Source organism: Micromonospora lupini str. Lupac 08 (assembly GCF_000297395.2).
In the GTDB taxonomy this organism is placed as follows: Bacteria; Actinomycetota; Actinomycetes; order Mycobacteriales; family Micromonosporaceae; genus Micromonospora; species Micromonospora lupini.
The window spans coordinates 1547728-1569978 of the sequence record NZ_HF570108.1 but is presented as its reverse complement, the minus strand read 5'-3'; the positions used below and the strand labels follow the sequence as shown (position 1 = coordinate 1569978).

The following is a 22251-nucleotide window of genomic DNA, read 5'->3' as shown; positions in this document are numbered from 1 at the left end:
GACCCTAGCAAGACGTACGTACGGTTTGTAAGTAGGACCTTGTCGACGATGCATTGGCGATATATCGTTGATGCATCAGCGACAGTACGCAGAGAGGAAGAACCCCATGAGGTTCCAACGACAGCACCACCCGATGCACGAGGCCCGGATGCGTGGGTTCGGCTTCCCGCCGGTCCCGCCCGGCCCCCACGGCCCGCACGGTCACGAACACGGCGGCCCCTGGGGCGGACGCGGCCGCGGACGAGGCAGGGGCCGCCGCCCCAACGTCCGGGGCGCGGTGCTGGCCCTGCTCACCGAGCGGCCGATGCACGGCTACGAGATGATCCAGGAGATCGACTCCCGCACCGGGGGCGCCTGGCGGCCGAGTCCGGGTTCGATCTACCCCACCCTCCAACTCCTGGAGGACGAGGGTGTGATCGTGGCCAGCACCGAGGAGGCCGGCGGTGGACGCAAGCGGTTCACGGTCACCGAGGCCGGTCAGGCGGAGGCCACCGCGGCCGCGGAGACCCCGCCGTGGGCGGACGTCGCCCAGGGCACGGTGAGCAGCTGGCACGACATCCGCGACTCCGGCGCGCAGGCGATGAACGCACTGCGTCAGGTCATGATGAACGGCACCGACGACCAGCGTGAGCGGGCCGCCCAGGTGCTCGACGAGACCCGGCGCAAGCTGTACGCGATCCTCGCCGAATCCGAGTGACGCGCCAAGCCGGCGCAGACGAAAGCGGCCGTTCCCCGTACGGGGAACGGCCGCTTTTCCAGTTCGTGAATCAGTGCACGGTGACGGTCGGGCCGGTGACCAGCCCGCGCAGCTCCTCGGGAAGCTCGGCGCCCATCTCGTCGGCGATGCGCAGCGCCTCCTCGATGAGCGTCTCCACGATCTGCGCCTCGGGCACCGTCTTGACGACCTGGCCCTTGACGAAGATCTGACCCTTGCCGTTGCCGGAGGCGACGCCGAGGTCGGCCTCGCGGGCCTCGCCCGGACCGTTGACGACGCAGCCCATGACGGCGACCCGCAGCGGCACCGGCAGCCCTTCCAGGCCGGCGGTGACCTCCTCGGCGAGCTTATAGACGTCCACCTGGGCCCGCCCGCAGGACGGGCAGGAGACGATCTCCAGGCCGCGCTCGCGCAGGCCGAGCGACTCCAGGATCTGGTTGCCGACCTTGATCTCCTCGACCGGCGGGGCGGACAGCGACACCCGGATGGTGTCGCCGATGCCCTCGGCGAGCAGGGCACCGAAGGCGACCGCCGACTTGATGGTGCCCTGGAAGGCCGGGCCGGCCTCGGTGACGCCCAGGTGCAGCGGGTAGTCGCACTGCTCGGCGAGCTGCCGGTACGCGCGGATCATCACGACCGGGTCGTTGTGCTTGACCGAGATCTTGATGTCGCGGAAGCCGTGCTCCTCGAACAGCGAGCACTCCCACAGCGCCGACTCGACGAGCGCCTCGGCGGTGGCCTTGCCGTACTTGGTCAGCAGCCGCTTGTCCAGCGAGCCCGCGTTGACGCCGATGCGGATCGGCACCCCGGCCGCTCCCGCAGCCCGGGCGATCTCCTTGACCTTGTCGTCGAACTGCCGGATGTTGCCCGGGTTGACCCGGACGGCCGCGCAGCCCGCGTCGATCGCGGCGAAGACGTACTTGGGCTGGAAGTGGATGTCGGCGATCACCGGAATCTGCGACTTCTTGGCGATCGCGGGCAGCGCCTCGACGTCGTCCTGGGACGGCACGGCCACCCGGACGATCTGGCAGCCGGACGCGGTCAGCTCGGCGATCTGCTGGAGGGTCGCGTTGACGTCGGAGGTGAGGGTCGTGGTCATCGACTGCACGGACACCGGCGCACCGCCGCCGACGGGCACCGAACCGACCATGATCTGGCGGCTGGCCCGGCGGGGAGCGAGCGGCGGGGGCGGCACGGCGGGCATACCGAGACTGATAGCGGTCACTTCAGGCACTCACCTTGAGAAGAGCGTGATCGGGTTGACGACGTCCGCGGCGATGGTCAGCAGCGTGAACGCGCCACCGATCAGGATCACCGCGTACGTGAAGGGCATCAGTTTGAGGTAGTCGACCCGGCCCGGGTCGGCCCGGCCGATCCGCGCGTAGACCCAGGAGCGGGCCCGTTCGAACCAGGCGATCGCGATGTGGCCACCGTCCACCGGGAGCAGCGGCAGCAGGTTGAACACGCCGATGAAGAAGTTCAGCGACACGAACAGCATGAAGAAGACCAGCCAGGCGTTGTTCTGGACGGCCTCGCCGCCGAGCCGGCTGGCGCCGACCACGCTGATCGGGGTGTCCACGTCACGCTCGCCGCCGGTGAGGGCGGTCCACAGGGCGGGGACCTTCTGCGGGATGCGCTGCAACGCCTGCGCGGTGCCGACGGCCAGTTGGCCGGTGAAGTCGGCGGTGGCCCCGAAGGCGCCGACCGGCCCGTACGTCACGCGGGTGGGGGTGCTGGGGACGAGGCCGACGCCGAGCGCGGCCACCGGCGCGGCGGCCCCCTTCGGGTCGTCCAGGGGTGGACGCTGGGTCTGCGCGAGCACAGTGCTGGCGCTGCCCGCCTGCCCGTCGCGGACGTACTCGATCCGCGTGGTGTCGCCAGGCTTGAGGCTGCGCAGCGTGGTCAACAGGTCGCCGTAGTTGCCGATCGGGGTGCCGTTGATCGAGGTGATCCGGTCGCCGTCGCGAAGCTGGGCCTGGGCGGCCGGGCTGGCGGCGTCGGCGGGGGTGCACTCGCGCAGCGTGTTCTCCGGCACCACGCACGGGCTGAGCTGGATGACCGCCGGCTCCTTGCGGGCCTGCGCGTCGGTGGTCGGGAAGTCCGGGTTGGGCAGGCCGGCGGAGACGGCGAGGATCCAGATGGTGATCAGGGCGAGCGCGAAGTGCGTGATCGACCCCGCAGCCATCACGATCGTGCGCTTCCACACCGGATAGCGCCACATCACCCGCGACTCGTCGCCCGGCTCGACGTCGTCATCCTGCGGCGTCATCCCGACGATCTTGCAGAAACCGCCGAGCGGGATGCCCTTGAGGCCGTACTCGGTCTCGCCCCGCTGGAACGACCAGACGGTGGGGCCGAAGCCGACGAAGTACTTGGTGACCTTCATCCCGAACATCTTGGCGGTGAGCAGGTGCCCCGCCTCGTGCAGACTCACCGAGATGAGGATGGCCAGGGCGAAGAGGACCACCCCGAGCAGGTACGACATCAAGCTCCTTCCACCGAACCCGCGATGATCTTCTGCGCGTGTGCGCGCGCCCACGACTCGGCCGCGAGCACGTCCTCGACGGTACCTGGTTCGGTGAAGTCCGGAGCGTCCTCCAACACGCGTTCGAGGGTATCGACGATGCCGAGGAACGGCAGCCGGCCCGCCACGAACGCCGCCACGCACTCCTCGTTCGCCGCGTTGTAGATCGCCGGGCGGCAGCGCCCGGCCTCCCCGGCGGCCTTGGCCAGGGCCACGGCCGGGAACGCCACGTCGTCGAGCGGCGCGAACTCCCAGGTGTGCGCGGCGGTCCAGTCGACGGCGCTGGCGGCCTCGGGCACCCGATCAGGCCAGCCGATGCCGAGCGCGATCGGCAGCCGCATGTCCGGAGGGCTGGCCTGGGCGATCGTCGACCCGTCGACGAACTCGACCATCGAGTGGATCACCGACTGCGGGTGCACCATCACGGTGATGTCGGCGTACGGCACGTCGAACAGCTCGTGCGCCTCGATCACCTCCAGCGCCTTGTTGACCATGGTCGCCGAGTTGATCGTGACGACCGGCCCCATGTTCCACGTCGGGTGCGCCAGCGCCTGCTCCGGTGTGACCTGCGTCAACTCGTCGCGGCGCCGACCCCGGAACGGGCCGCCGCTGGCCGTGACGACCAGCCGCCGCACCTCACCGCGCGACCCGGACCGCAGGCACTGCGCCAACGCCGAATGCTCCGAGTCGACCGGAACGATCTGCCCCGGCCGCGTCACCGCCGCCCTGACCAGCGGGCCGCCGGCCACCAGCGACTCCTTGTTGGCCAACGCGAGAGTACGACCACCGCGCAGCGCGGCCAGCGTAGGAGCGAGGCCCAGCGAGCCGACCACCCCGTTGAGCACGATGTCGCACGGCCACTGCGCCAACTCGGTCATGGCGTCCGGCCCGGCCACGATCTTGGGAAGTTTGAAGTCGCCGGTGGCCCAGCCGCGCCTGCTCGCCTCCGCGTAGAACGCGAGTTGCAGGTCCTGCGCGGCGGACGCCTTGGCCACCCCGACCGCCTCGACGCCCAGTTCGAGGGCCTGCGCGGCGAGCAGCTCGACGTTGCCGCCGCCCGCACCCACCGCGACGACCCGGAACCGGTCCGGGTTGCGCCGGACGATGTCGATGGCCTGCGTGCCGATCGAGCCGGTGGACCCGAGCAGGACGAGATCGCGGGGGGAAGTCACGCGGCCATTCTCCCCCACCGCCGCTGGACGCCCGCTGGGAGCCTCAGCCCTCCCCGCTCACCGCCCGCGCCGCGCGCCGATGATCGACTCGGCTTCAAGGAAGTCGCGGCCTCCCCCACACCCGGACAGCCCGACTTCCTTGAACGCGTGTCGATCAAGCGGTGCCGGGCTCTTCCGGGCCTGCTTCCTCGCCCAGCAGGTCGCCCGGATCGATTCGCCTCGGCTGATCAACTCCAGATCGCCGAATCGGGGTGTCCGAGCCTCCGGACACCCCGACTTCACCGAAACCGTGTTGATCAAGCAGCGACCGTGGGATCAGCCGCCGTTGATGACGAACTGCGAGCCCGGCTGGATGACGATGTTGCCGTCGGCCGAGTTGGTGATTGTCACGTTCGTCAGGTTGGCGCTGCCGCGCGCGCCGCTCATCGCGAGGATGCCGGCACCATTGTTCGACTTGTCGATACGTACGTTGGTGATGGCGACGTTCGGCATGTTGCCGCCGCCGTTCTTGAACTGGATGCCGTCGTACGTGGAGTCGATGATGTCGGTGTTGCGGATCGTGACTCCGGTGATGTCCCTGGTGGAGGGGAAGAGCGTGATGGCGCCGAACTCCTGGTCCTCGTTCCAGAACGCGCCGCCGGTGCGGTAGAGGCCGTTGTTGGCGATGAGCGTCGTGCCGGAGAACGGCAGCGGGTCGTGGTCGGTCGCCAGCATGATGCCCGGGTAGTTGGCGGTGTCGTAGATCAGGTTGTTCTCGATCGAGTTGTCGTAGCCGCCGTAGATGGCGATGCCGTTGGCCCGCCAGGGCAGCTGGACGGTGTTGTTGACGAAGTGGTTGTCGTGGGCGATGTCGACGCTGCGGTCCTTGACGTACGGGTTGGCCCAGACGGCGAGGGCGTCGTCGCCTGTGGTGCGGAACGACGAGTTGAACACCCGCGAGTTGCGCGTGCCGTTGCTGAAGTTGATGCCGTCGGCGTACGTGTCGCGGATCCGCATGCCGCTGAACTCCAGCCCGTCGGCCGGGCCCCACAGGTCGGGGATGTTGTCGTAGTCGCGGCCCACCCAGACGCCCACGTTGGCGTGCTCGATCCACACGTTGCTGATTTTGGTGCCGGTGCCGAAGCGACCGTTCAGACCGACGCCGCCCTCGGCGTTGCCGTCACCGCCGCGGATCCGGCCGGAGCCGAAGATGGCGATGTCGGAGATCTGGGTGTTCTTGTCGATGTCGAAGCCGAAGTTGCCCTCGTGCGGGTGGTTGATGCCTCCCACCACGTTCTGCGGCTCGGTGAGCGTGTAGAGCTGCGAGTGCCACATGCCGGCGCCCCGGATGGTGACGTTGCTGATGCCGACCTGGTTGTACGTGCCCCGGTTCAGCGGGTCGTCGGTCAGGATCTTCTGCTCCTGCCGCCACTGCCCGGCGGGGATCCAGACGCAGCCGATGACACCGTTCTGGTCGTCGGTCACGGCCCGCTGGATGGCGGCGGTGTCGTCGAGCCCGTCGTTCGGGACCGCGCCGTACGCGGTGATCGAGGTGCAGCCGGCCGGCTGGCTCGCGGCCGGGGCGACCTGCTCCAGGTCGATCATGTCGATGACGTAGAAGGAGGCGGTGTCACCCGAGTCGCGCTGCAACTTGAACCGGGTGCCCGCCGGGTACGACTGCGCCAGCAGCGCGTTCGACTCGTCGAAGAGCCGTCGGGCGTCGGCCTGCGGGGTGTTGGTGAGCGCCTCCGGCCCGTCGGTGTTGCCGTAGAGCCAGCTGTGCTTCGACGACAGCGTCAGCTTCCGGGAGAAGACGTCGTTGACGTAGAGGCTGATGGTCGCCTCGATGCCGCCACCACCGGGCGCGTCCGGGATGGAGTTGCGCACCACTATGGAGTTGGCCTGGTTGGCCGAGGTGAACTCGACGAACTGGCCGGTGCTGGTGAGCCGTACCGACTTGCGACCGGAGGACTCGCTGGCGAAGTTGGTGTGCCCGAAGGTGCGCAGCGCGTCGGCCTCCAGCAGCGTGCCCTGGTAGCGGCCGGCCTCCGCCTCGTAGGAGACGTACGGGACGGCGGCCCCGCGCCCGACCACTATCGCCTGGCTGAACGCGTTGTTGCTCTCGTTGGTCTCGGCGACCACGTTCGTCGCGTCGGCAGTGGCGGTGATGGTGGCCCCGCCGCTGGTGGCGGTCCAGCTGCCGCTGACGGCCACGGTAGCCGTCGCGCCGGCGGCGATGGAGGCGGTGGTGGTGTTGAGCGTGGTGCCGCCCACCACCAGGCGGGTGACAGTGCTCGTGCCGGTCGCTGTGGTGCCCCGGTTGCGGACCGCCACGGTGAAGGTGACGGACGCCCCGACGGCCGGGTTCGGCGGGTTCGAGGCGATGCTGAGCACCTGGAGGTCCGGCCCGGGGGCCTGCGTCACCACAAGCGGCGACGCGGCAGTGAGGCTGTTGTTGCCGTTGTTCTGCTCGACGATCGTGTTCGTCGGGTCGACCACCGCCGAGACGGCGTAGCTGCCCATCGGCCGCGTACCGGCGTTGAACGACACGGTGGTCGAGCCGCCCGCGGCGAGCGCGCCCACCGTGGCGCTGCCGACGACCGCGCCGGCCAGGCTGAAGTTGACAGTTGTCGCGCCTGCGGATGCCGAACCGATGTTCTGCACGACTGCGGAGAGCGTGACCGCGCTTGCCTCGCTGGGCGACGTGGGTGACCAGGTCACCGAGCTGACGACCAGGTCCGGGTTGGGCGCCGGCGTGCCGCACACCTCCAGCTCGGCCACCTGGCCGGACGGGGCGCCGGTGTTGCCGGTGAAGCGCAACTGCACGTCCGCGGTGGTCGCGCTGACCGGGATGGTCACCGCGTTGGTGCCCTGCACGAACTGGTAGGCCGCCGCGGAGACCAGGATGGTGTACGCGGACGACGCCTGGTCGCGGCCGAGGACCTGGATGGTCTGGGTACGGGTGCCCCACGACGAGTCCGGGTTGAGCCTGACGGTGACGCCGGAGATGGAGTGGTTGGCTCCCAGCGCCACGGTCAGGTTCTGCGGGTAGCTCGCCGCGCCCTCCCAGTAGGTGCCGAGCTGCCCGTCGTTCGCCTTGTCCGGGGTGAAGCTGAAGGTGGAGCCGCTCGCCGTCATGCTCTTGCCCTGCGCCACGTTCGTGCAGGCGGGCGGGTTGCTGCCGGTCCGGGTGACGGTGTTGCTGGTGCCGGACAGGTTGCCGGCGCCGTCGCGGGCGCGGACGTGGTACGACACGGTCGCCGTGGCCGGCTGGGTGTCCTGATAGGTGAGGACGGTGCCCAGCGTCGCGATCAGGCTGCCGCCCCGGTAGACGTTGTAGCCCGCGAGCCCGCTGCCGCCGGAGTCGGTGGAGGCCCCCCAGGTGAGCGTGATGGTGCTGCCCGCCGTGCTCTGCGACAGCGTCCCCGGCACGCTCGGCGCGGTGGTGTCACCGCTGCCCGTACGGGTGACCGTGTTGCTGTCGCCGGAGAGGTTGCCGGCGGCGTCGCGCGCCCGGACGTGGTAGGACACCGTCGCCGTGGCCGGCTGGGTGTCGTTGAAGGTGGTCACGTTCCCCACGGACTGGAGGAACGCGCCGTTGCGGTAGACGTCGTAGCCGGCGATGCCGCTGCCGCCCGCGTTGTCGGTCGACGCGACCCAGTTCAGGCTGATGGTGGTGCCCGACTGGGTGTACGACAGGTTGCCCGGAACGCTCGGCGCGGTGGTGTCGGGGGTGGAGCCGCCGCTGCCGTACACCTCCAGCTCGGAGAGCTGCCCGGCCGGCCAGCCGCTGTTGGCGGTGATGGTGATCCGTACGTAGCGGGTGGAGGCCGCGCTGAAGTTGATCGTGACGCTGTTGCCGCTGGCCGGGTTGAAGGTGTACGTCTGCGACCCGACCAGGTCGGTGAACGACGACCCGTTGGCGCTGCCCCGCACGCTCAACGTCTGCGTCCGGGTCCCCCAACCGGAGGCCGGCAGCTTCAGCACGACCTGGTTGACCGACTGCGACGAGCCGAGATCGACCTGCACCCACTGGGGGAACGAGTTGTTGAGGCTCTCCCAGTAGCTGCCGGCGTTGCCGTCGACGACCTTCGACGAGTCGTACACGTCGGCGTGGCCGCTCTCCTGGGTGGGACGACCCTGGGCGAGGTTGGTGGCGGCCGCCGCGAAGGCGCTGCCCGACGCGGCGGTCGTCTCGGCGGGACGGGCGGAGGCCGGGGTCGCCACGGCCGTCGCGCCTGCCGCCGCGATCATCGTGGCCGCGACTGACGTCGCCACCATCCGGAACAGATTCGTTCGTCTCATGACTGTCCTGTCGTTGGGGGACGGCGCCGCGGGTGGCGGGACCACGGGGTGGAGCAGCACGGGGTGGAGCAGGTTGTGGGTGCGGGGGCACCACGAAAGCGGTTCACGGGGTTTTCCGAGCAGATGCAAGAAAGCAGACACGCCGTTGTCCAAATCTTGCATGACTTTGGCCAAAGGTTACTGACGTGCTACGGGAGCGTCAACACTTCGACAGTCGTGACTATTGACGGCCCCTGGTACGTACGACCCCGGTCCGCCGGAGCGAACCGGGGCCGTCGCCTCCGCGAGAACGCTCAGCCGCTCGGCGCCGCCAGAACGAACGTCTCCAACAGCTCGCCGCCGTACCAGTCGGTGCGCTGGCCCACGTGGGCCATGCCCAACCTCCGAGCGACAGCCATCGACGGCTCGTTGCCCGGCGACACGACCGCGTAGATCTCCCGGGTACCGGTGGCGAACTCCCGGGCCATGAGCGCACGAGCGGCCTCGGTCGCGTAGCCGTGACCCCACGAATCCGGGTGCAGGTGCCAACCCGTCTCGATGTCCCCGGTACGCACCGCCTCGTCCCGCCCCGGCAGCGGCTTGAGCAGCGCCGTGCCGGCCACCCGACCGGTCTCGCGTACCTCGACCGCCCAGGTGCCGTACCGGCCACCGTCGCCGGCGTGCCGCTCCTGCCAGATCCGCAGCCGCTCGACGGCCTGGGCCGGGTCGGTCAGCGGCAGGCCCGGCGCCGCGCCCAGCCAACGGGTGATCTCCGGACGGCGGTAGATGTCGTAGATCCGGGCAAGATCGGCCGGATCGTCGGTCCAGTCGCGCAGGATGAGGCGTTCGGTGGTGAGAACAGTCATGGGCGGCGATCTTAAGGAGTGCCGACCCCGACGACGGGGAAGGAGGTCACGATGGGCAGCGGCTGGCAACGCGCGAAACGGATCACCAGTGCCGCGTTCCGTCCGGTACGCGGGCGGGACCTGTCGCTGCACGCCGCCGCGATCACCTTCTACGGGGCGATCGCCGTGGTCCCGGTGGCGCTGCTGGCCCTCTGGCTCACCTCGCTGATCGCCGGAGCCGATCGGGTACGCCGGCTCACCTCGTACGCCGTGGATGCCCTGCCGACGGCGATCGGTGCGCCCCGGGCGGTGGCCGCGCTCGTCGACGCCGGGGTGGAGTTGACCCCGGTGCTGGCCCTCGCCTCGCTGCTGCCCGCGTCGCTGTACGGCGAGGGGCTGCGCCGCGCGTTCGTGTCGGTGGCGGCCCCGCGCAGCGACGAGCACCTGGTCGGGTGGCGGGGTCGGGTGCTGCTGCTGCCGCTGCTGGCGCCGGCGCCCGCGCTGCTGTTGTCGATCCTGCTGGCGCTCCCGGTCACCACCCACCTGGTCACCCAGGGCGGCTGGGTCGGCGTGCTGGGTGTGGTGCTGTCGTTCCTGGCCGTGTGGCTGGTGCTCACCCCGGTGCTGGTGTGGGTGTTCCGGGTGGTGGGGCCGGCCTCACCGGACTGGCTCTCCACCCTCGGTATCGGGTCGTTCACCGCGGCGAACCTCTCCGGGTTCCTGCACGGCTTCGTGCTCTTCGCGTCCCTGCCTCTGGACCTGGGCGTGCCGTTCGGCGGCTTCGACGAGATCGGCGCCGGCGTGGCGGTGCTCCTGTGGCTGTACCTGTTCCACGTGATCGTCCTGGCCGGCTACTCGGCGACCCTCGCCCTCTCCCGCTGGCGCGCCCAACGGGCGGGCGGCACGGACTAGGCTGCGGCGGCATGAGCAGCGAACTTCCCGGCCGCGCCGATGTGGTGATCGTCGGCGCCGGGCACAACGGTCTGGTCTCCGCGATTCTGCTGGCCCGTGCCGGCCTGGACGTTCTCGTGCTGGAGGCGGCCGACGTGATCGGCGGCGCGACCCGCACCGAGAACCCGTTCCCGAAGGTGCCGGGGCTGCGCCACTCCACCGGGTCGTACCTGCTCGGGCTCATGCCACCGGAGTTGCTCGCCACGCTCGACGTGCGGATACCGGTGCTGCGCCGCGACCCGCACTACTTCCTGCCCACGCCCGGCGGTCTCGGCTCGCCGTACCTACTCTTCGGCAGCGACACCGCCGCCACCCGGGCGCAGCTCGCCGAGTTCTTCTCCCCCGCCGACGTGGCCGCCGACGACGCCATGCAGGCCGAGTTGGCCGCGCTGCGCGAGGACCTCGCACCGGCCTGGCTGGCCGAGCCGCTGACCGCCGAGGAGACCGCCGAGCGGCACCTCCGCCCGGCACTGCGACAGGTCTTCGTCGACCTCGTCCGGGGCTCGGTCGCGGACTACCTGGCCCGGTTCGAGTTCCGCTCCGAGCTGTTGGTCAGCATGTACGCGGTCACCGACGGGCTCTCCGGCCTCAACGCCGGCCCGGACGACCCCGGCACCGGCCACAACTTCCTCGTGCACAACATGTGCCGGCTGCCCGGCTCCGGCGGCACCTGGATGATCGCCAAGGGCGGGATGGGCACCGTCGCACGGACGTTCGCCGAGGCCGCGCGCGCCGCCGGTGCGAAGATCCTGACGGGTACGCCAGTCAGCGCGGTGACCCTCGACGGCGGCGCGGCCAGCGGAGTGGTGCTTGCCGACGGTCGGGAGGTCGCCGCGAGGGTGGTGCTCGGCGCGTGTGACCCGTACCGGCTGATGGACCTGGTGCCCGACGGCGCGCTCCCGGCGCGACTCGGCGAACGGATGGCGGCGGTCCGCCGGCCCGGCACCACCCTGAAGCTCAACCTGGCGCTCACCGGGCTGCCGCGGTTCTCCTGCCTGCCGCCCGGCACGCCGAGCCCGTTCGGCTCGACCATCCACCTGCTGCCCGGCTCCGCGTCGCTGGTCGGCGGGGACACCGCCTCGCCGATGACCGCGCTGCGCGCCATGTGGGCCGACGTACAGGCCGGGCGGCTGCCGGCCGAGCCGACCATCGAGTGGTACCTGCACACCACAGTCGACCCGTCGCTCTCCGACGCCGCCGGGCACCACTCGTCGGCGCTGTTCGTCCAGTCGGTCCCCTACGAGCTGGCCGGCACCACCTGGGACGCGGAGCTGCCCGGCTACGTCGACCGGCTCGTCGGGATCGTCGAGCGGTACGCCCCCGGCACCGCCGACCTGATCGCCGACGCGGTGCCGCTCCCCCCGCCCGGCATCGAGGCGCACTTCGGCATCACCGGCGGACACATCCACCACGTGGACAACACCGTCTCGTTCACCGACCGCATGCCGTACGCCACAGGCATCGACGGCGTGTACGCGGGCAGCGCCGGCTGCCACCCGGCCGGCAGCGTCATCGGCGCCGCCGGCCACAACGCCGCCCGCCGCATCCTCGCCGACCTGGGGCGCTGACCGGTCCGGCTCGGGCCTGGGACACCCACGAACGCGCGGGGCACCCGCCGGCTGCGTCAGCCGGCGGGTGCCGCGTCGTCAGACGGGTGTCAGCACCAGGCGTAGTTCGACTCGTACGGCAGGCTGAGGTTGCCGGCGAACATCCAGCCGGTGTGGTACGCGCCGTTGACGTAGACGTCACCGTGGTACCAGAGGTTTCCGACGTCGTTGTACAGGCGGCAGTCGATGGAGAACTCGGTGTTGGCCGGCACGTAGTAAATGCCGCATTCGGAATACGGGCCCGCCGGCCGCAGCGGCGACTTCTTGCCGCTGACCGTGAAGGCGTAGCCCCCGTCGTACGGCCCCCACGCCTCCGAGTGGCAGGCGGCTGCGCTGGTGACCGAGGACTCTGCGGCCTGTGCGGTCACGGGTGTGGCCCCGAGGACGAGCGCCGCTCCCATGGCGGATGCGGCGGCGACCCTGACGATCGTTCGTGCTGACACGATGGCTCCCTCGCAGTTGGCGAACGTTGCCCCATCAGGCTGGCGAGCGCCCGGACCGCAGCACAAGAGATCGCACGTGTGCCGAACAGCCGCGCCGTGTCCGGGCTGGTCACGAGGGGTGTACGGGCCTGTTCGGGCCTGTTCGGGCCTGCTCGGTCGTGGTCGGCAGGCGGACCGACGGTGCTTCCGGACCCGACCGAGCCCGGCTTTTGTGCTCGACAGAACCGGCCAGCTAGGCCGCCGACCCGTCGTGCGTCGGGCCGGCGGACGGCCGGAGATCACCCGGGCCGCCGACCAGGTAGTAGCCGACCAGCAGGAGGTACGCGCAGAGACTGAGGATGGGGTCGATGAAGACGACGGCGAAGGCGACCAGGTAGAGCAGGGGCTTCAGCAGTATCCGACGTGCCACCGCCCGGGCCAGCCGGGGATCCAGGTCGGGATGCAGCAGCCCGCGCCGGCGGGCCCACCACCAGCTCAGGTTGACGAAGATCGCCTCACCGAGCACGGTGCCGAGGTACAGGGCAGCGGTCAGCCGCTGCTCGGTCGCGCTGCCGCGCAGGTTGTCCGACAGCAGGTCGGCGGTGAACGGGATGGTCGCGATGAAGAGCAGGACGAGGAGGTTGAGGACCAGCAGCATCTGGTCGACCCGCACCACGTACCGCCACAGGTTGTGGTGGGCGAGCCAGACCTGCCCGGCGAGCGCGAACGTGATCACGTACGCCAGGTAGGACGGCCAGGCGTGGGCCAGGGCGTCCGGAAGCTCTCGTCCGCTCTCCCGGGCGGGGCCGGTCTGCAGCAGTTCGACGGCCATCACCGTCAGCACGACCGCGAAGACGCCGTCGCTGAACGTTTCCACCCGGGCGGCGTCCCGGGCCTTCTCCCGGCCGCGCTCGTACCGGTACTCGCCCTCCCGCGCGCCCACGCCCGCCCCCTCCCGCCGCCCCTCCCCCGCGATCGTGCGCTTTCTGTCGCTGCTTTGGGGCGGTTGCCCCGCTTCGGGCCAACAGGAAGTGCACGATCGCGGTCAGGGGCGGGGTCAGCTCAGGGCTTCGCCTGCTGGGGCGGGGGTTTCCGCGTCGACGCGGTGGGCGCGGACCTTGTGGCCGACGCTGGTCAGGCAGCGGCCGCTGGGCAGGTCGAAGCGCCAGCCGTGCAGCTGGCAGGTGAGCTGGTCACCCTCGACGATGCCGAACCGGGTCAGGTCCGCCTTCAGGTGCGGGCACCGCCGCTGCACCACCCAGTCGCCGAGCGTGATGTCCTCCGCGTCGGTGCTGCGCTCGTGCTCGTCGTACCAGCCCTCGGCGTACTGGAGGCGCTCCTCGGAGAGGCACTTGAAGAACGCGTAGACGAACTCGTTGTACTGGCCGATCCGGGCCGCCGAGAACCGGCAGGACAGGAAGAGCGAGTTGACCCAGTCCACCTCGTCGATGAAGAGCAGGTGCTCGATGAGCGACCGCTCGGTCCGGAAGCGGTAGCGGACCTTCTCGTCCGCGTACGGCCGGACCTCCTTGCCCGGGAAGTCCACCACGATCGACTCGACGCTCTCGCCGTCGTAGCCGACCAGGTCGAAACGGACCGGGCCCCCGACACCCTTGGCCAGGTAGATCGACTCGTCGAGCAGCGGCTCGATCCGGCGCTTCATCTCGCCGAGCACGTCCACCTCGGGGTGCCGCCAGGACGCCTTCTCCGCCTCGATGACCGGGCGCTTGCGCTCCCGCATCTCCTCCAGGTGGGCGACCTTGTTCGCGAAGAACTCCTCCACCGGCACCGGGTGGGTGGTGCTCGCGCCCTCGGTGGTGACCTCGGCGACGCTGCCCGGCAGCAGCACGATGCCGTTGGTGCCGCCGACCTTGGCGTACTCGCTCAGGAAGACCGACTGGTCCGGGAAGATGTTGCCCTCGTCGCCGTGGATGTCGTTGAACTGCCACAGCGCGTCGTCGAGGAAGCACGGCGGGCCGGCGATCGGGAAGACGTGGTCGGCCTTCAGGTCGTCGATGTAGCGCCACGTCCGGTCGAACTGCCGGTCGCGCTTCTGCTTGCCGAACGCGGTCTTCGCCGCCTGCGGCAGCTCGTAGACCATCGGGTACCAGATGGCGCCGGAGAACTGGAGCAGGTGCGCGTGCACGTGCCCCAGCTCGGCGAAGACGCTCAGGTCGGTGGGGCGGGCGTCGTTCTGGTTGAGCAGCCGCACACCGTCGTACTCGACCCAGAGCGACGAGTCGCCGATCGGCCCGTCGGTGGGGCTGGTCAGCGCCTGGATCATGATCTTCAGGCCGCCGTCCAGCTCCACGACCTGCTCGTTGGGGGCCTTCAGGAACTTCGTGAAGCCCAGCGCCCGGAACTCGTCCTCCATCTCCGAGGTGGGGAACTCGGGGAGCAGGACGGTGGCGTCCTTGGAGACGAAGTCCCGCAGATGCTTCGCGTCGAAGTGGTCCCGGTGCAGGTGGGAGACGTACAGGTAGTCGACCTGGCCCAGAGTCTCCCAGTCGAGCAGGGAGTTGTCCGGGAAGGGAAACCAGGAGGCGAAGTAGGCCGGGTTGACCCACGGGTCGCACAGGATGCTGCCCGCGGCCGTGTCGATCCGCATGCTGGCGTGCCCGGTTCCGGTCACTCGCACCGCACAGTCCCCCTCAAACAGACAATCAGGTGTACGCCAAACGCTACCGGAGGGAGTCTGACCGCCACCCCGCGACGCCCGTAGTGCCGTCCGGCCTGGGCGGGCAGGGCCAGAAGGCGGGGAAACCCCCACCGCACCGCCCCGGGCGGGAGGCGTGCCAGACTAACCAAAGATCCGATCGCGAGGGAAGGACCGACAGTGGCAGGAAGCGAGCCGGTAACGTCGCCGGACCAGCACAAGCCCGGGCACCGCAAGTCGGGGCGCATCGGCGCCGTGCTGTCCGCGCTGGCGCTGGTCGTCATGGCGTTCTGCGGCAACCACGAGGGCAGGGTCGAGGACATCTGGCTGGTCGGCCTGGCCGCGCTGCTGCTGGTCATCGTGATCGGCGACGCCGTGCTGCGGCGCAACGGCCTGCGCTCCTGACCCGACCGGCCGCCGGACGACCGGCCGACGGACGCCGAGGGCCCGCCCCCACCCGGGGGACGGGCCCTCGTTCGCGTACGCGTCGGGGTCAGCGCCCGAAGAGGATGTCCTGCACGTCCTTGAGTGCGGCGTCGACCTCGGCCTCGAAGTAGCCGCCGGGCACCAGGCCGAACCGGAGCGTGTCCAGATCCTTCGGGTCGACAGGCATGGGGTTGCGGCGCTGCATGCCGCCGAGCAGGGTCTCGAAGAACCGGTCCACCTGGTCCGGGTCGTACCCGCTGCCGAACCGGCGCACCTGGAAGCTGCGGCGGATCTGGTCGACCCGGTACAGGTCGCTGCCGGGCGGGCCGGCCATCGGCGGGCCGACCATCGGAGGACCGCCCATCGGCGGGCCGGCCACGGCGGGCGGGCCGGCCATCGGCGGGCCACCCATGCCCTGCTGCGGCATCGGGGGCGGGCCGGCCGGGCCACGACGCAGGTCGCGCAGGTCCCGTTCGGGCATCCGAATCTCGGCGGTCATGTCCGCGCGGCCGTGCCGACCGGCCTCGAAGCCGTCGAAGCGGGGCTCCTCCGGCGGGTAGCCGCCGCCGGGCCCACGCTGGTCGTCGGGCGGACCGTAGCCGCCGGGCATGCGCTGATCGTCGGGCGGACCGTAGCCGCCGGGCCCACGCTGGTCGTCAGGCGGACCGTACCCGCCGGGCCCACGCTGGTCGTCGGGCGGACCGTAACCCCCCGGACCGGCGGGCAGGCCGCGCGGCGGGACGCCGTGGCCACCCATCGGACCACCGGGTCCCATCGGAGGGGGGCCGCCGGGGCCGGGGCCGCGCTGTGCGTCGTAACCGCCGCGGGGAGCGTCGTACCCGCCGGCGAAGGCGCCGGTGGGCTCGTCGTACCGGCCGTAGCGGTCGGGCGGACCTGCCTGCGCGGGCATCGGCCGGGGTGGCATCGGCTGCGGAACCATGCCCCCACGGTCGTCACGCAGCGGCGGGCCCATCCGGTCCGGAGGACCCAACCGGTCACCCATCCGAGGGTCGCCACCACGCCCGGCGCTCGTGCGCTCCTCCAGCTCGGCCAGCTGTCGCTCGACCCGGTCCAGGTGCAGGTCGACCTGCCACTCGTCGTAGCCGTTGAACCGGACCCGGAAGACGACGTCATGGACCTCCTGGGAGGCCACCGGCGCACCCACCTGCCGGCCGTCGAGCGTCGCCTCGACCCGGTCGAGGAAGGCATCCACCTCGTCGACCTTGTATCCCCGGCGGAGCGCCTTGCGCCGGAAACGCTGACCCTGACTCGCCACTATGTCTCCTGGTCTCGTTCGCCACGCCCGGTCACGCCGGTGCCTCTCCGGCGCGGTCGGTGAAGGTGTCGGTGTCCTCGGCGGCGGCGAGCTGGCCACACGCGCCGTCGATCTCGCGGCCCCGGGTGTCCCGTACGGTGGTGGACACTCCCGCGTCACGCAAGCGCCGCACGAACTCCCGCTCGACCGGCTTCGGGCTCGCGTCCCAGCGGCTGCCCGGCGTCGGATTGAGCGGGATGAGGTTCACGTGCGCCAACTTGCCGGCCAACAGCCGCCCGAGCAGGTCAGCTCGCCACGGCTGGTCGTTCACGTCCTTGATCATTGCGTATTCGATGGACACGCGACGGCCCGTCCGGGCGGCGTAGTCCCACGCTGCGTCCAGCACCTCGGCTACCTTCCAGCGCTGGTTCACCGGCACGAGTTCGTCGCGCAGATCATCATCGGGCGCGTGCAACGACAGCGCAAGGGTCACAGAGAGGTCTTCGCTGGCCAGTCGGCGGATGGCCGGAACCAGGCCGACCGTGGAAACGGTGATGTGCCGCTGGGACAGGCCCAGGCCCTCCGGAGCGGGGCTGACCAGCCGACGGATCGCCGCGATGACCCGGTTGTAGTTGGCCAGCGGCTCGCCCATGCCCATGAACACGACGTGCGACAGCCGCGGCGGTGAGCCGGCGACCGCGCCGGAGGCCGCCACCCCGGCCAGGTAGACCGCCTGGTCGACGATCTCCGCCGTGGACAGGTTGCGGGTCAGCCCAGCCTGGCCGGTGGCGCAGAACGGGCAGGCCATGCCGCAGCCCGCCTGGCTGGAGATGCAGACAGTGACCCGGTCCGGGTAGCCCATCAGCACGCTCTCGACAAGCGCGCCGTCGTGCAGCTTCCAGAGCGCCTTGCGGGTCGCGCCGTCGTCGCAGGCCAGCTCGCGCACCGGGTTGAGCAGCGTGGGCAGCAGCTGGTCGGCCAGCCGCTCACGCGTCGCCGCGGGGAGGTCGGTCATCGCCTGCGGGTCGCGGACCAGCCGCCCGAAGTAGTGGTTGGAGATCTGCTTGGCACGGAACGCGGGCTCACCCAACCCGGCGACCAGCGCCTGGCGGCCGGCCAGGTCCAGGTCGGCGAGGTGCTGCGGCGGCATGGAGGCCCGGCGTGCGGCGGGGGCGTCCGAGAGGGCGGGGATCAACGGCAGGCTCGTCATGGCTGGTCCAGTGTGTCACGCCTCCGGCGCCGGGCACCCCTCCGGAGGCGTGGAACCGGCCCCGGCCGCCGGTCGGGAACGCTCGGGCCACGGTGATCCATGCCTCACCCCACCACCGGCACGAAGATCGCCAACAGCAGGTACGCGGTCGGCACCGCGAACAGGATCGAGTCCAGCCGGTCCATCAGGCCACCGTGCCCGGGCAGCAGGTTGCTCATGTCCTTGACCCCGAGGTCCCGCTTGATCATCGATTCGGCGAGATCACCGAGGACCGCCGCGCAGGAGACGGCCACCCCGAACACGGCACCCCACCAGGGGGCCACCTCGAACATCAGCCACAGCAGCAGGGCGCTGCCCAGCGCCGCCGCGGTGACCGAGCCGGCGAAACCCTCCCAGGACTTCTTCGGGCTGATCGACGGTGCCATCGGGTGGCGGCCGAAGGAGACGCCTGCCGCGTACCCGCCGGTGTCGGAGAGGACCACAGCGATCAGCGTGGCCAGGATGCGCAGCCGGCCGTCGTCGGGGGCCGCCGCCAGCAACGCCGCGAAACCGCCGAGGAACGGCACGTAGACCGCGATCAGGGTGGCCGCGGTGAGATCCCGCTGGAAGCCGGCCGGGCCGTCGCCCAACCGCCAGATCATCGTGCCCAGCACCGTGACCAGCAGGCCCAGACTGAGGGCGTCCGGGCCGGCGAACCACGCCAGCCCGATGGTCAGCACGCCACCGGCGAGCAGCGGCACCAGCGGCGGGTGGGCGCCGCTGCGGCGGACCGCCCGTGCCATCTCCCAGATGCCGACCGCGATGGCGGCGGCGATCACCGGCAGGAACGCCAGCGGGTAGAAGACAAGCGGAACCACGATCAGCGCGCCGAGGCCGAGCCCGACCCCGATCGCCGCCGGCAGGTTCCGGCCGGCCCGCCCGGTGCCCACCTGCTGGGTCGCCGGCCGATCGAGGCTGGCCCGTCGCCGGCCCTTCGGCCGCCGTCCGGTCGGCGGCTCCGGCTCGGTCACCGGGTCATCGTCGGCCAGGATCTCGGCGCCGATGGGCGCGAGCTGAGCGGTCGGGTACCCGGCATCGTCATCGAAGTGCGGCGACGCGTCGCGGTCGTCGAAGCGCGATGGCGCGTCACCGTTGTCGTAACGCGGCGCGACGTCGCGGTCCTCGAAGCGCGATGGCGCGTCGCGGTCGTCGTAACGCGGCGCAGCGCCACGGTCGTCGAAGCGCGATGGCGCGTCACGGTCGTCGTAACGCGGCGCAGCGCCACGGTCGTCGAAGCGCGATGGCGCGTCACGGTCGTCGTAACGCTGGGCAGCGCCGGGGTCGGCGTAACGCGGAGGGCCGTCAGCCGCTGGCGGCCGATCGCCGTAGCGGCCGGGACCACCCCGGTCGTCGTACCGGTCGGGCTGGTTCCGATCGTCGTCGTAGCGGTCCCGGTCCGCGAAACGGTCGCGCCGGTCCCGGTCGTCGAAACGGTCCCGGTCCTCCGGGCGGACGGCCCGGCCGCGCTCGTCGTACGGGTCTGCCGGATACGGCTCCGCGTACGGGCGGGTGCGCGGCTCGGCGTACAACTCGGGCCCGACGGCCGGACGGCGGCTCCGCTGGCCCGCCTCAAGCTCCTGCTCGGGCCAGGGCAGGGCGACCGGGCGCTCCGGCCGGTCCCAGCCGCGCGGTTCGTCGGTGTAGGGGTCGGGGTGGGACATCACGCACCGCGACGCGGCACGAGTACCACCACATGACGCAAGACCACAAGCATCCCCTACACGCGCGACTGTGTTCCTCCGGCTCGACCGCCCCGACGGTCGGTCGATTCCCGGTACGCACCGCCCGGTGGCCGGGAATCCTGCCGAGCCTACTGCACCCGCCGCCGGGGCGAGGCGGACGATGGCGCCCCTGACCGTCGGGGCCCGTCCGGGGGCCGCGGTGAGCGGGATCCGGCGAGTCGCCGCCCTGCCGGGGGCGGGTGTGGGCCGACGGCGGCACGCGAATCGCACCCGCCGCCCGCACGAGCGTCGGCGGCGCAGCGACGCGTATCCGACCGTGCATCCGGGCGAACAGGGGATGACCCGCGCCGCCCATCGATGGTCGGCTGTCGGTGTGCCGGCGTCCGCCGGCGGTTTCCAGCACCACAACGGGGAAGGAGCGTTCGTGCGCAGAATCAGCCTGGCGGTGTTGACGATTGTCGCCCTCGTCCTGACGGCGGCCACACCGGCCACCGCGGCGACGCGGAACGCGAGCATCAGGATCGACCACCGCACCAGCGAGATCTACCTGTACGACGGGAGCCCCGACGGGACCGGCCCGGCGTTCCCGGCCGCCACCGCCCGGGGGGAGGTGCGCAACTGCCCGACCGGCGTGTACTTCCTGTCGGCGTCGCTGATCCAGGACGGCCTGCCGACCTACTGGGCCACCGGCGGACTCGGCGCCGGCGAGATCGTCTGCGACGGCGGCACCGCCAGCATCTCGATGGGCTTCTACCGGGGTGGCCCGGTGCTGCACCCGGGTCGGGCCACCGTGCGCTTCGAGCTGCACGACGCGTACGTCGGAACGACCCTGACCGAGAAGACCCGTACCGTCCGGATCCCCCGCTGACGCTCGAACGGCACGAGGCCCGTCCCCGGATCGGGGGCGGGCCTCACGTCTGCTGCTCAACCGCCGGACGCCGGGTGCGGCCTCAGACCTCCAGCAGCTCGGTCTCCTTGTGCTTGACCAGGTCGTCGATGTTGGCGACGTAGCGCTGCGTCAGGTCGTCCAGCTCCTTCTCGGCGCGGCGGCCGTCGTCCTCGCCGGCCTCGCCGTCCTTGACGATCCGGTCCAGCTCTTCCTTGCCACGGCGGCGGACGTTGCGGATGGCCACCTTGGCCTCCTCGCCCTTGTTCTTGGCCACCTTGATCATGTCGCGGCGGCGCTCCTCGGTCATCTGCGGGAGCAGGATGCGCAGCTGGTTGCCCTCGTTGTTCGGGTTCACCCCGAGGTCCGAGTCGCGGATCGCCTTCTCCATCGCATTGATCTGCGAGTTGTCGTACGGCTTGATGATGGCCATCCGCGGCTCGGGGACCGCGATCGACGCCATCTGGGTCAGCGGCGTGGGCGTGCCGTAGTAGTCGATGATGACCTTGGAGAACATGGCGGCGTTGGCGCGACCGGTACGGATGGCGCCGAACTCCTCCTTGGCGTGCTCAACCGCACGCTCCATCTTTTCCTCGGCCTCGAGGAGGGTGTCGTCGATCACCGGTCTCCTCGCCTCCTTCTGTGCTCGTCGTGGGCTCTGCTGAAAGTCGTCCGGGCCGCTGCCGGTCACGCTCAGGCGGTGATCAGGGTGCCGATCTTGTCGCCACCCACCGCGCGGATGATGGTGTCGTCACCCTGCGCGCCGAAGACCAACATCGGCAGGCCGTTCTCCATGCAGAGGCTGAACGCGGCGGCGTCGGCCACCCGCAGGTTGCGGCGCAGCACCTCGGAGAAGGTGATCGAGTCGAGCTTGCTGGCGGTGGGGTCGATCCGCGGATCGGCGGTGTAGACGCCGTCCACGCCGTTCTTGCTCATCAGCACCACGTCGGCCCGGATCTCCAGCGCCCGCTGGGCGGCCACGGTGTCGGTGGAGAAGTACGGCATGCCCGCGCCGGCGCCGAAGAAGACCACACGGCCCTTCTCCAGGTGCCGGATCGCCCGCAGGGGGATGTACGGTTCGGCGACCTGGGCCATCGTGATGGCGCTCTGCACCCGGGTCTCGATGCCCTCCTTCTCCAGGAAGTCCTGCAGCGCGAGGCAGTTCATCACGGTGCCGAGCATGCCCATGTAGTCGGCGCGGGCGCGGTCCATCCCGCGCTTCTGCAGCTCCGCGCCGCGGAAGAAGTTGCCCCCGCCGACCACCACGGAGACCTGCACGCCGCGGCGGACCACTGTGGCGATCTGCCGGGCGATGGCCTGCACGACGTCCGGGTCGACGCCGATCGCGCCACCACCGAACACCTCACCCGAGAGCTTCAGCACCACCCGGCGGGCCCGCCCCGGCGGCGGCGCCGTCGGATCGTCCACCGCCAGCGTCCGGTCACTCACAACCTGCGTCATCCGCCCCGCCTTCCCCCACGCGCACGCCCCGCGCGACGCGTTACCGCGAACCTGCCGCTGCCGACCCTATGTGACGAGGAGGCCGCGGTGCCTGTCACGTACACCGGCGGCCTCCTCGTCAACGTCTACTGCCCACG

At 70.9% G+C, this 22251-nt stretch carries 18 protein-coding genes; 5 read left to right on the top strand and 13 right to left on the bottom strand.

Features of this window, described 5'->3' with window-relative positions; genetic code table 11:
* Window positions 1-106 precede the first annotated feature (106 nt).
* A complete protein-coding gene (locus MILUP08_RS08445; RefSeq protein ID WP_007456611.1) occupies window positions 107-697 on the top strand; it encodes a PadR family transcriptional regulator in 591 nt (196 codons plus the stop codon).
* Between the two features lie 70 nt (window positions 698-767).
* Here the strand turns inward: MILUP08_RS08445 and ispG are convergent, their stop codons facing one another.
* The 5 genes from ispG to MILUP08_RS08420 form a co-directional block, all read right to left on the bottom strand.
* Window positions 768-1940, bottom strand: coding sequence for a flavodoxin-dependent (E)-4-hydroxy-3-methylbut-2-enyl-diphosphate synthase (ispG, locus tag MILUP08_RS08440; RefSeq protein ID WP_007456609.1), 1173 nt, complete (start codon window positions 1938-1940; stop codon window positions 768-770).
* Window positions 1941-1949: 9 nt separating this feature from the next.
* Window positions 1950-3200: a M50 family metallopeptidase gene (locus MILUP08_RS08435; RefSeq protein WP_007456607.1), complete on the bottom strand. Its 1251-nt coding sequence runs from the start codon at window positions 3198-3200 to the stop codon at window positions 1950-1952.
* A complete protein-coding gene (dxr, locus tag MILUP08_RS08430; protein ID WP_007456606.1) occupies window positions 3200-4411 on the bottom strand; it encodes a 1-deoxy-D-xylulose-5-phosphate reductoisomerase in 1212 nt (403 codons plus the stop codon). Before dxr ends, MILUP08_RS08435 begins: the two co-directional genes overlap by 1 nt.
* A 315-nt stretch (window positions 4412-4726) precedes the next feature.
* Window positions 4727-8695, bottom strand: a complete 3969-nt coding sequence (locus tag MILUP08_RS08425; protein ID WP_007456604.1) for a CARDB domain-containing protein — start codon at window positions 8693-8695, stop codon at window positions 4727-4729.
* A gap of 293 nt (window positions 8696-8988) precedes the next feature.
* A complete protein-coding gene (locus MILUP08_RS08420; protein WP_007456602.1) occupies window positions 8989-9540 on the bottom strand; it encodes a GNAT family N-acetyltransferase in 552 nt (183 codons plus the stop codon).
* Between the two features lie 51 nt (window positions 9541-9591).
* Here MILUP08_RS08420 and MILUP08_RS08415 point away from each other — a divergent pair, with 51 nt between their 5' ends.
* Together MILUP08_RS08415 and MILUP08_RS08410 are read left to right on the top strand one after the other, a co-directional pair.
* Window positions 9592-10431, top strand: coding sequence for a YhjD/YihY/BrkB family envelope integrity protein (locus MILUP08_RS08415; RefSeq protein WP_007456600.1), 840 nt, complete (start codon window positions 9592-9594; stop codon window positions 10429-10431).
* An 11-nt stretch (window positions 10432-10442) separates the two neighbouring features.
* Window positions 10443-12038 (top strand): phytoene desaturase family protein, encoded by a 1596-nt coding sequence (locus MILUP08_RS08410; RefSeq protein WP_007456598.1) that lies wholly within the window; start codon window positions 10443-10445, stop codon window positions 12036-12038.
* An 89-nt stretch (window positions 12039-12127) separates the two neighbouring features.
* Here MILUP08_RS08410 and MILUP08_RS08405 read toward each other — a convergent pair whose 3' ends face one another.
* The 3 genes from MILUP08_RS08405 to MILUP08_RS08395 all read right to left on the bottom strand — a co-directional run bounded on the left by MILUP08_RS08405 (window position 12128) and on the right by MILUP08_RS08395 (window position 15137).
* A complete protein-coding gene (locus MILUP08_RS08405) occupies window positions 12128-12520 on the bottom strand; it encodes a hypothetical protein (protein WP_007456596.1) in 393 nt (130 codons plus the stop codon).
* Between the two features lie 232 nt (window positions 12521-12752).
* Window positions 12753-13442, bottom strand: coding sequence for a TMEM175 family protein (locus tag MILUP08_RS08400; RefSeq protein WP_007456594.1), 690 nt, complete (start codon window positions 13440-13442; stop codon window positions 12753-12755).
* A 114-nt stretch (window positions 13443-13556) separates the two neighbouring features.
* The gene (locus MILUP08_RS08395; protein ID WP_007456593.1) at window positions 13557-15137 is read right to left on the bottom strand and encodes a Rieske 2Fe-2S domain-containing protein; all 1581 of its coding nucleotides are present in this window, start codon (window positions 15135-15137) and stop codon (window positions 13557-13559) included.
* A 198-nt stretch (window positions 15138-15335) separates the two neighbouring features.
* On the opposite strand from MILUP08_RS08395, the gene MILUP08_RS08390 reads away from it, so the two are divergent.
* On the top strand, window positions 15336-15560 hold the full coding sequence (locus MILUP08_RS08390) for a DUF2631 domain-containing protein (RefSeq protein WP_007456591.1): 225 nt from the start codon (window positions 15336-15338) through the stop codon (window positions 15558-15560).
* Window positions 15561-15648: 88 nt separating this feature from the next.
* Here the strand turns inward: MILUP08_RS08390 and MILUP08_RS08385 are convergent, their stop codons facing one another.
* From MILUP08_RS08385 to MILUP08_RS36585, 3 genes are all read right to left on the bottom strand, one after another.
* Entirely contained in the window at window positions 15649-16857 is a 1209-nt protein-coding gene (locus tag MILUP08_RS08385; RefSeq protein ID WP_007456590.1) for a DivIVA domain-containing protein, read from the bottom strand.
* Window positions 16858-16888: 31 nt separating this feature from the next.
* The gene (rlmN, locus tag MILUP08_RS08380) at window positions 16889-18046 is read right to left on the bottom strand and encodes a dual-specificity RNA methyltransferase RlmN (RefSeq protein WP_007456589.1); all 1158 of its coding nucleotides are present in this window, start codon (window positions 18044-18046) and stop codon (window positions 16889-16891) included.
* A 104-nt stretch (window positions 18047-18150) separates the two neighbouring features.
* Window positions 18151-19746: a phosphatidate cytidylyltransferase gene (locus tag MILUP08_RS36585; RefSeq protein WP_007456586.1), complete on the bottom strand. Its 1596-nt coding sequence runs from the start codon at window positions 19744-19746 to the stop codon at window positions 18151-18153.
* Between the two features lie 445 nt (window positions 19747-20191).
* On the opposite strand from MILUP08_RS36585, the gene MILUP08_RS35175 reads away from it, so the two are divergent.
* The gene (locus tag MILUP08_RS35175; protein ID WP_144056884.1) at window positions 20192-20635 is read left to right on the top strand and encodes a hypothetical protein; all 444 of its coding nucleotides are present in this window, start codon (window positions 20192-20194) and stop codon (window positions 20633-20635) included.
* Between the two features lie 82 nt (window positions 20636-20717).
* On the opposite strand, the gene frr is transcribed toward MILUP08_RS35175, so the two are convergent.
* Window positions 20718-21275 (bottom strand): ribosome recycling factor, encoded by a 558-nt coding sequence (frr, locus tag MILUP08_RS08365; protein WP_007456584.1) that lies wholly within the window; start codon window positions 21273-21275, stop codon window positions 20718-20720.
* A 71-nt stretch (window positions 21276-21346) separates the two neighbouring features.
* Window positions 21347-22114 carry a UMP kinase gene (gene pyrH, locus MILUP08_RS08360; RefSeq protein ID WP_007456583.1) on the bottom strand — a complete coding sequence of 256 codons (768 nt, stop codon included), beginning with the start codon at window positions 22112-22114 and terminating at the stop codon, window positions 21347-21349.
* Window positions 22115-22251: the final 137 nt, after the last annotated feature.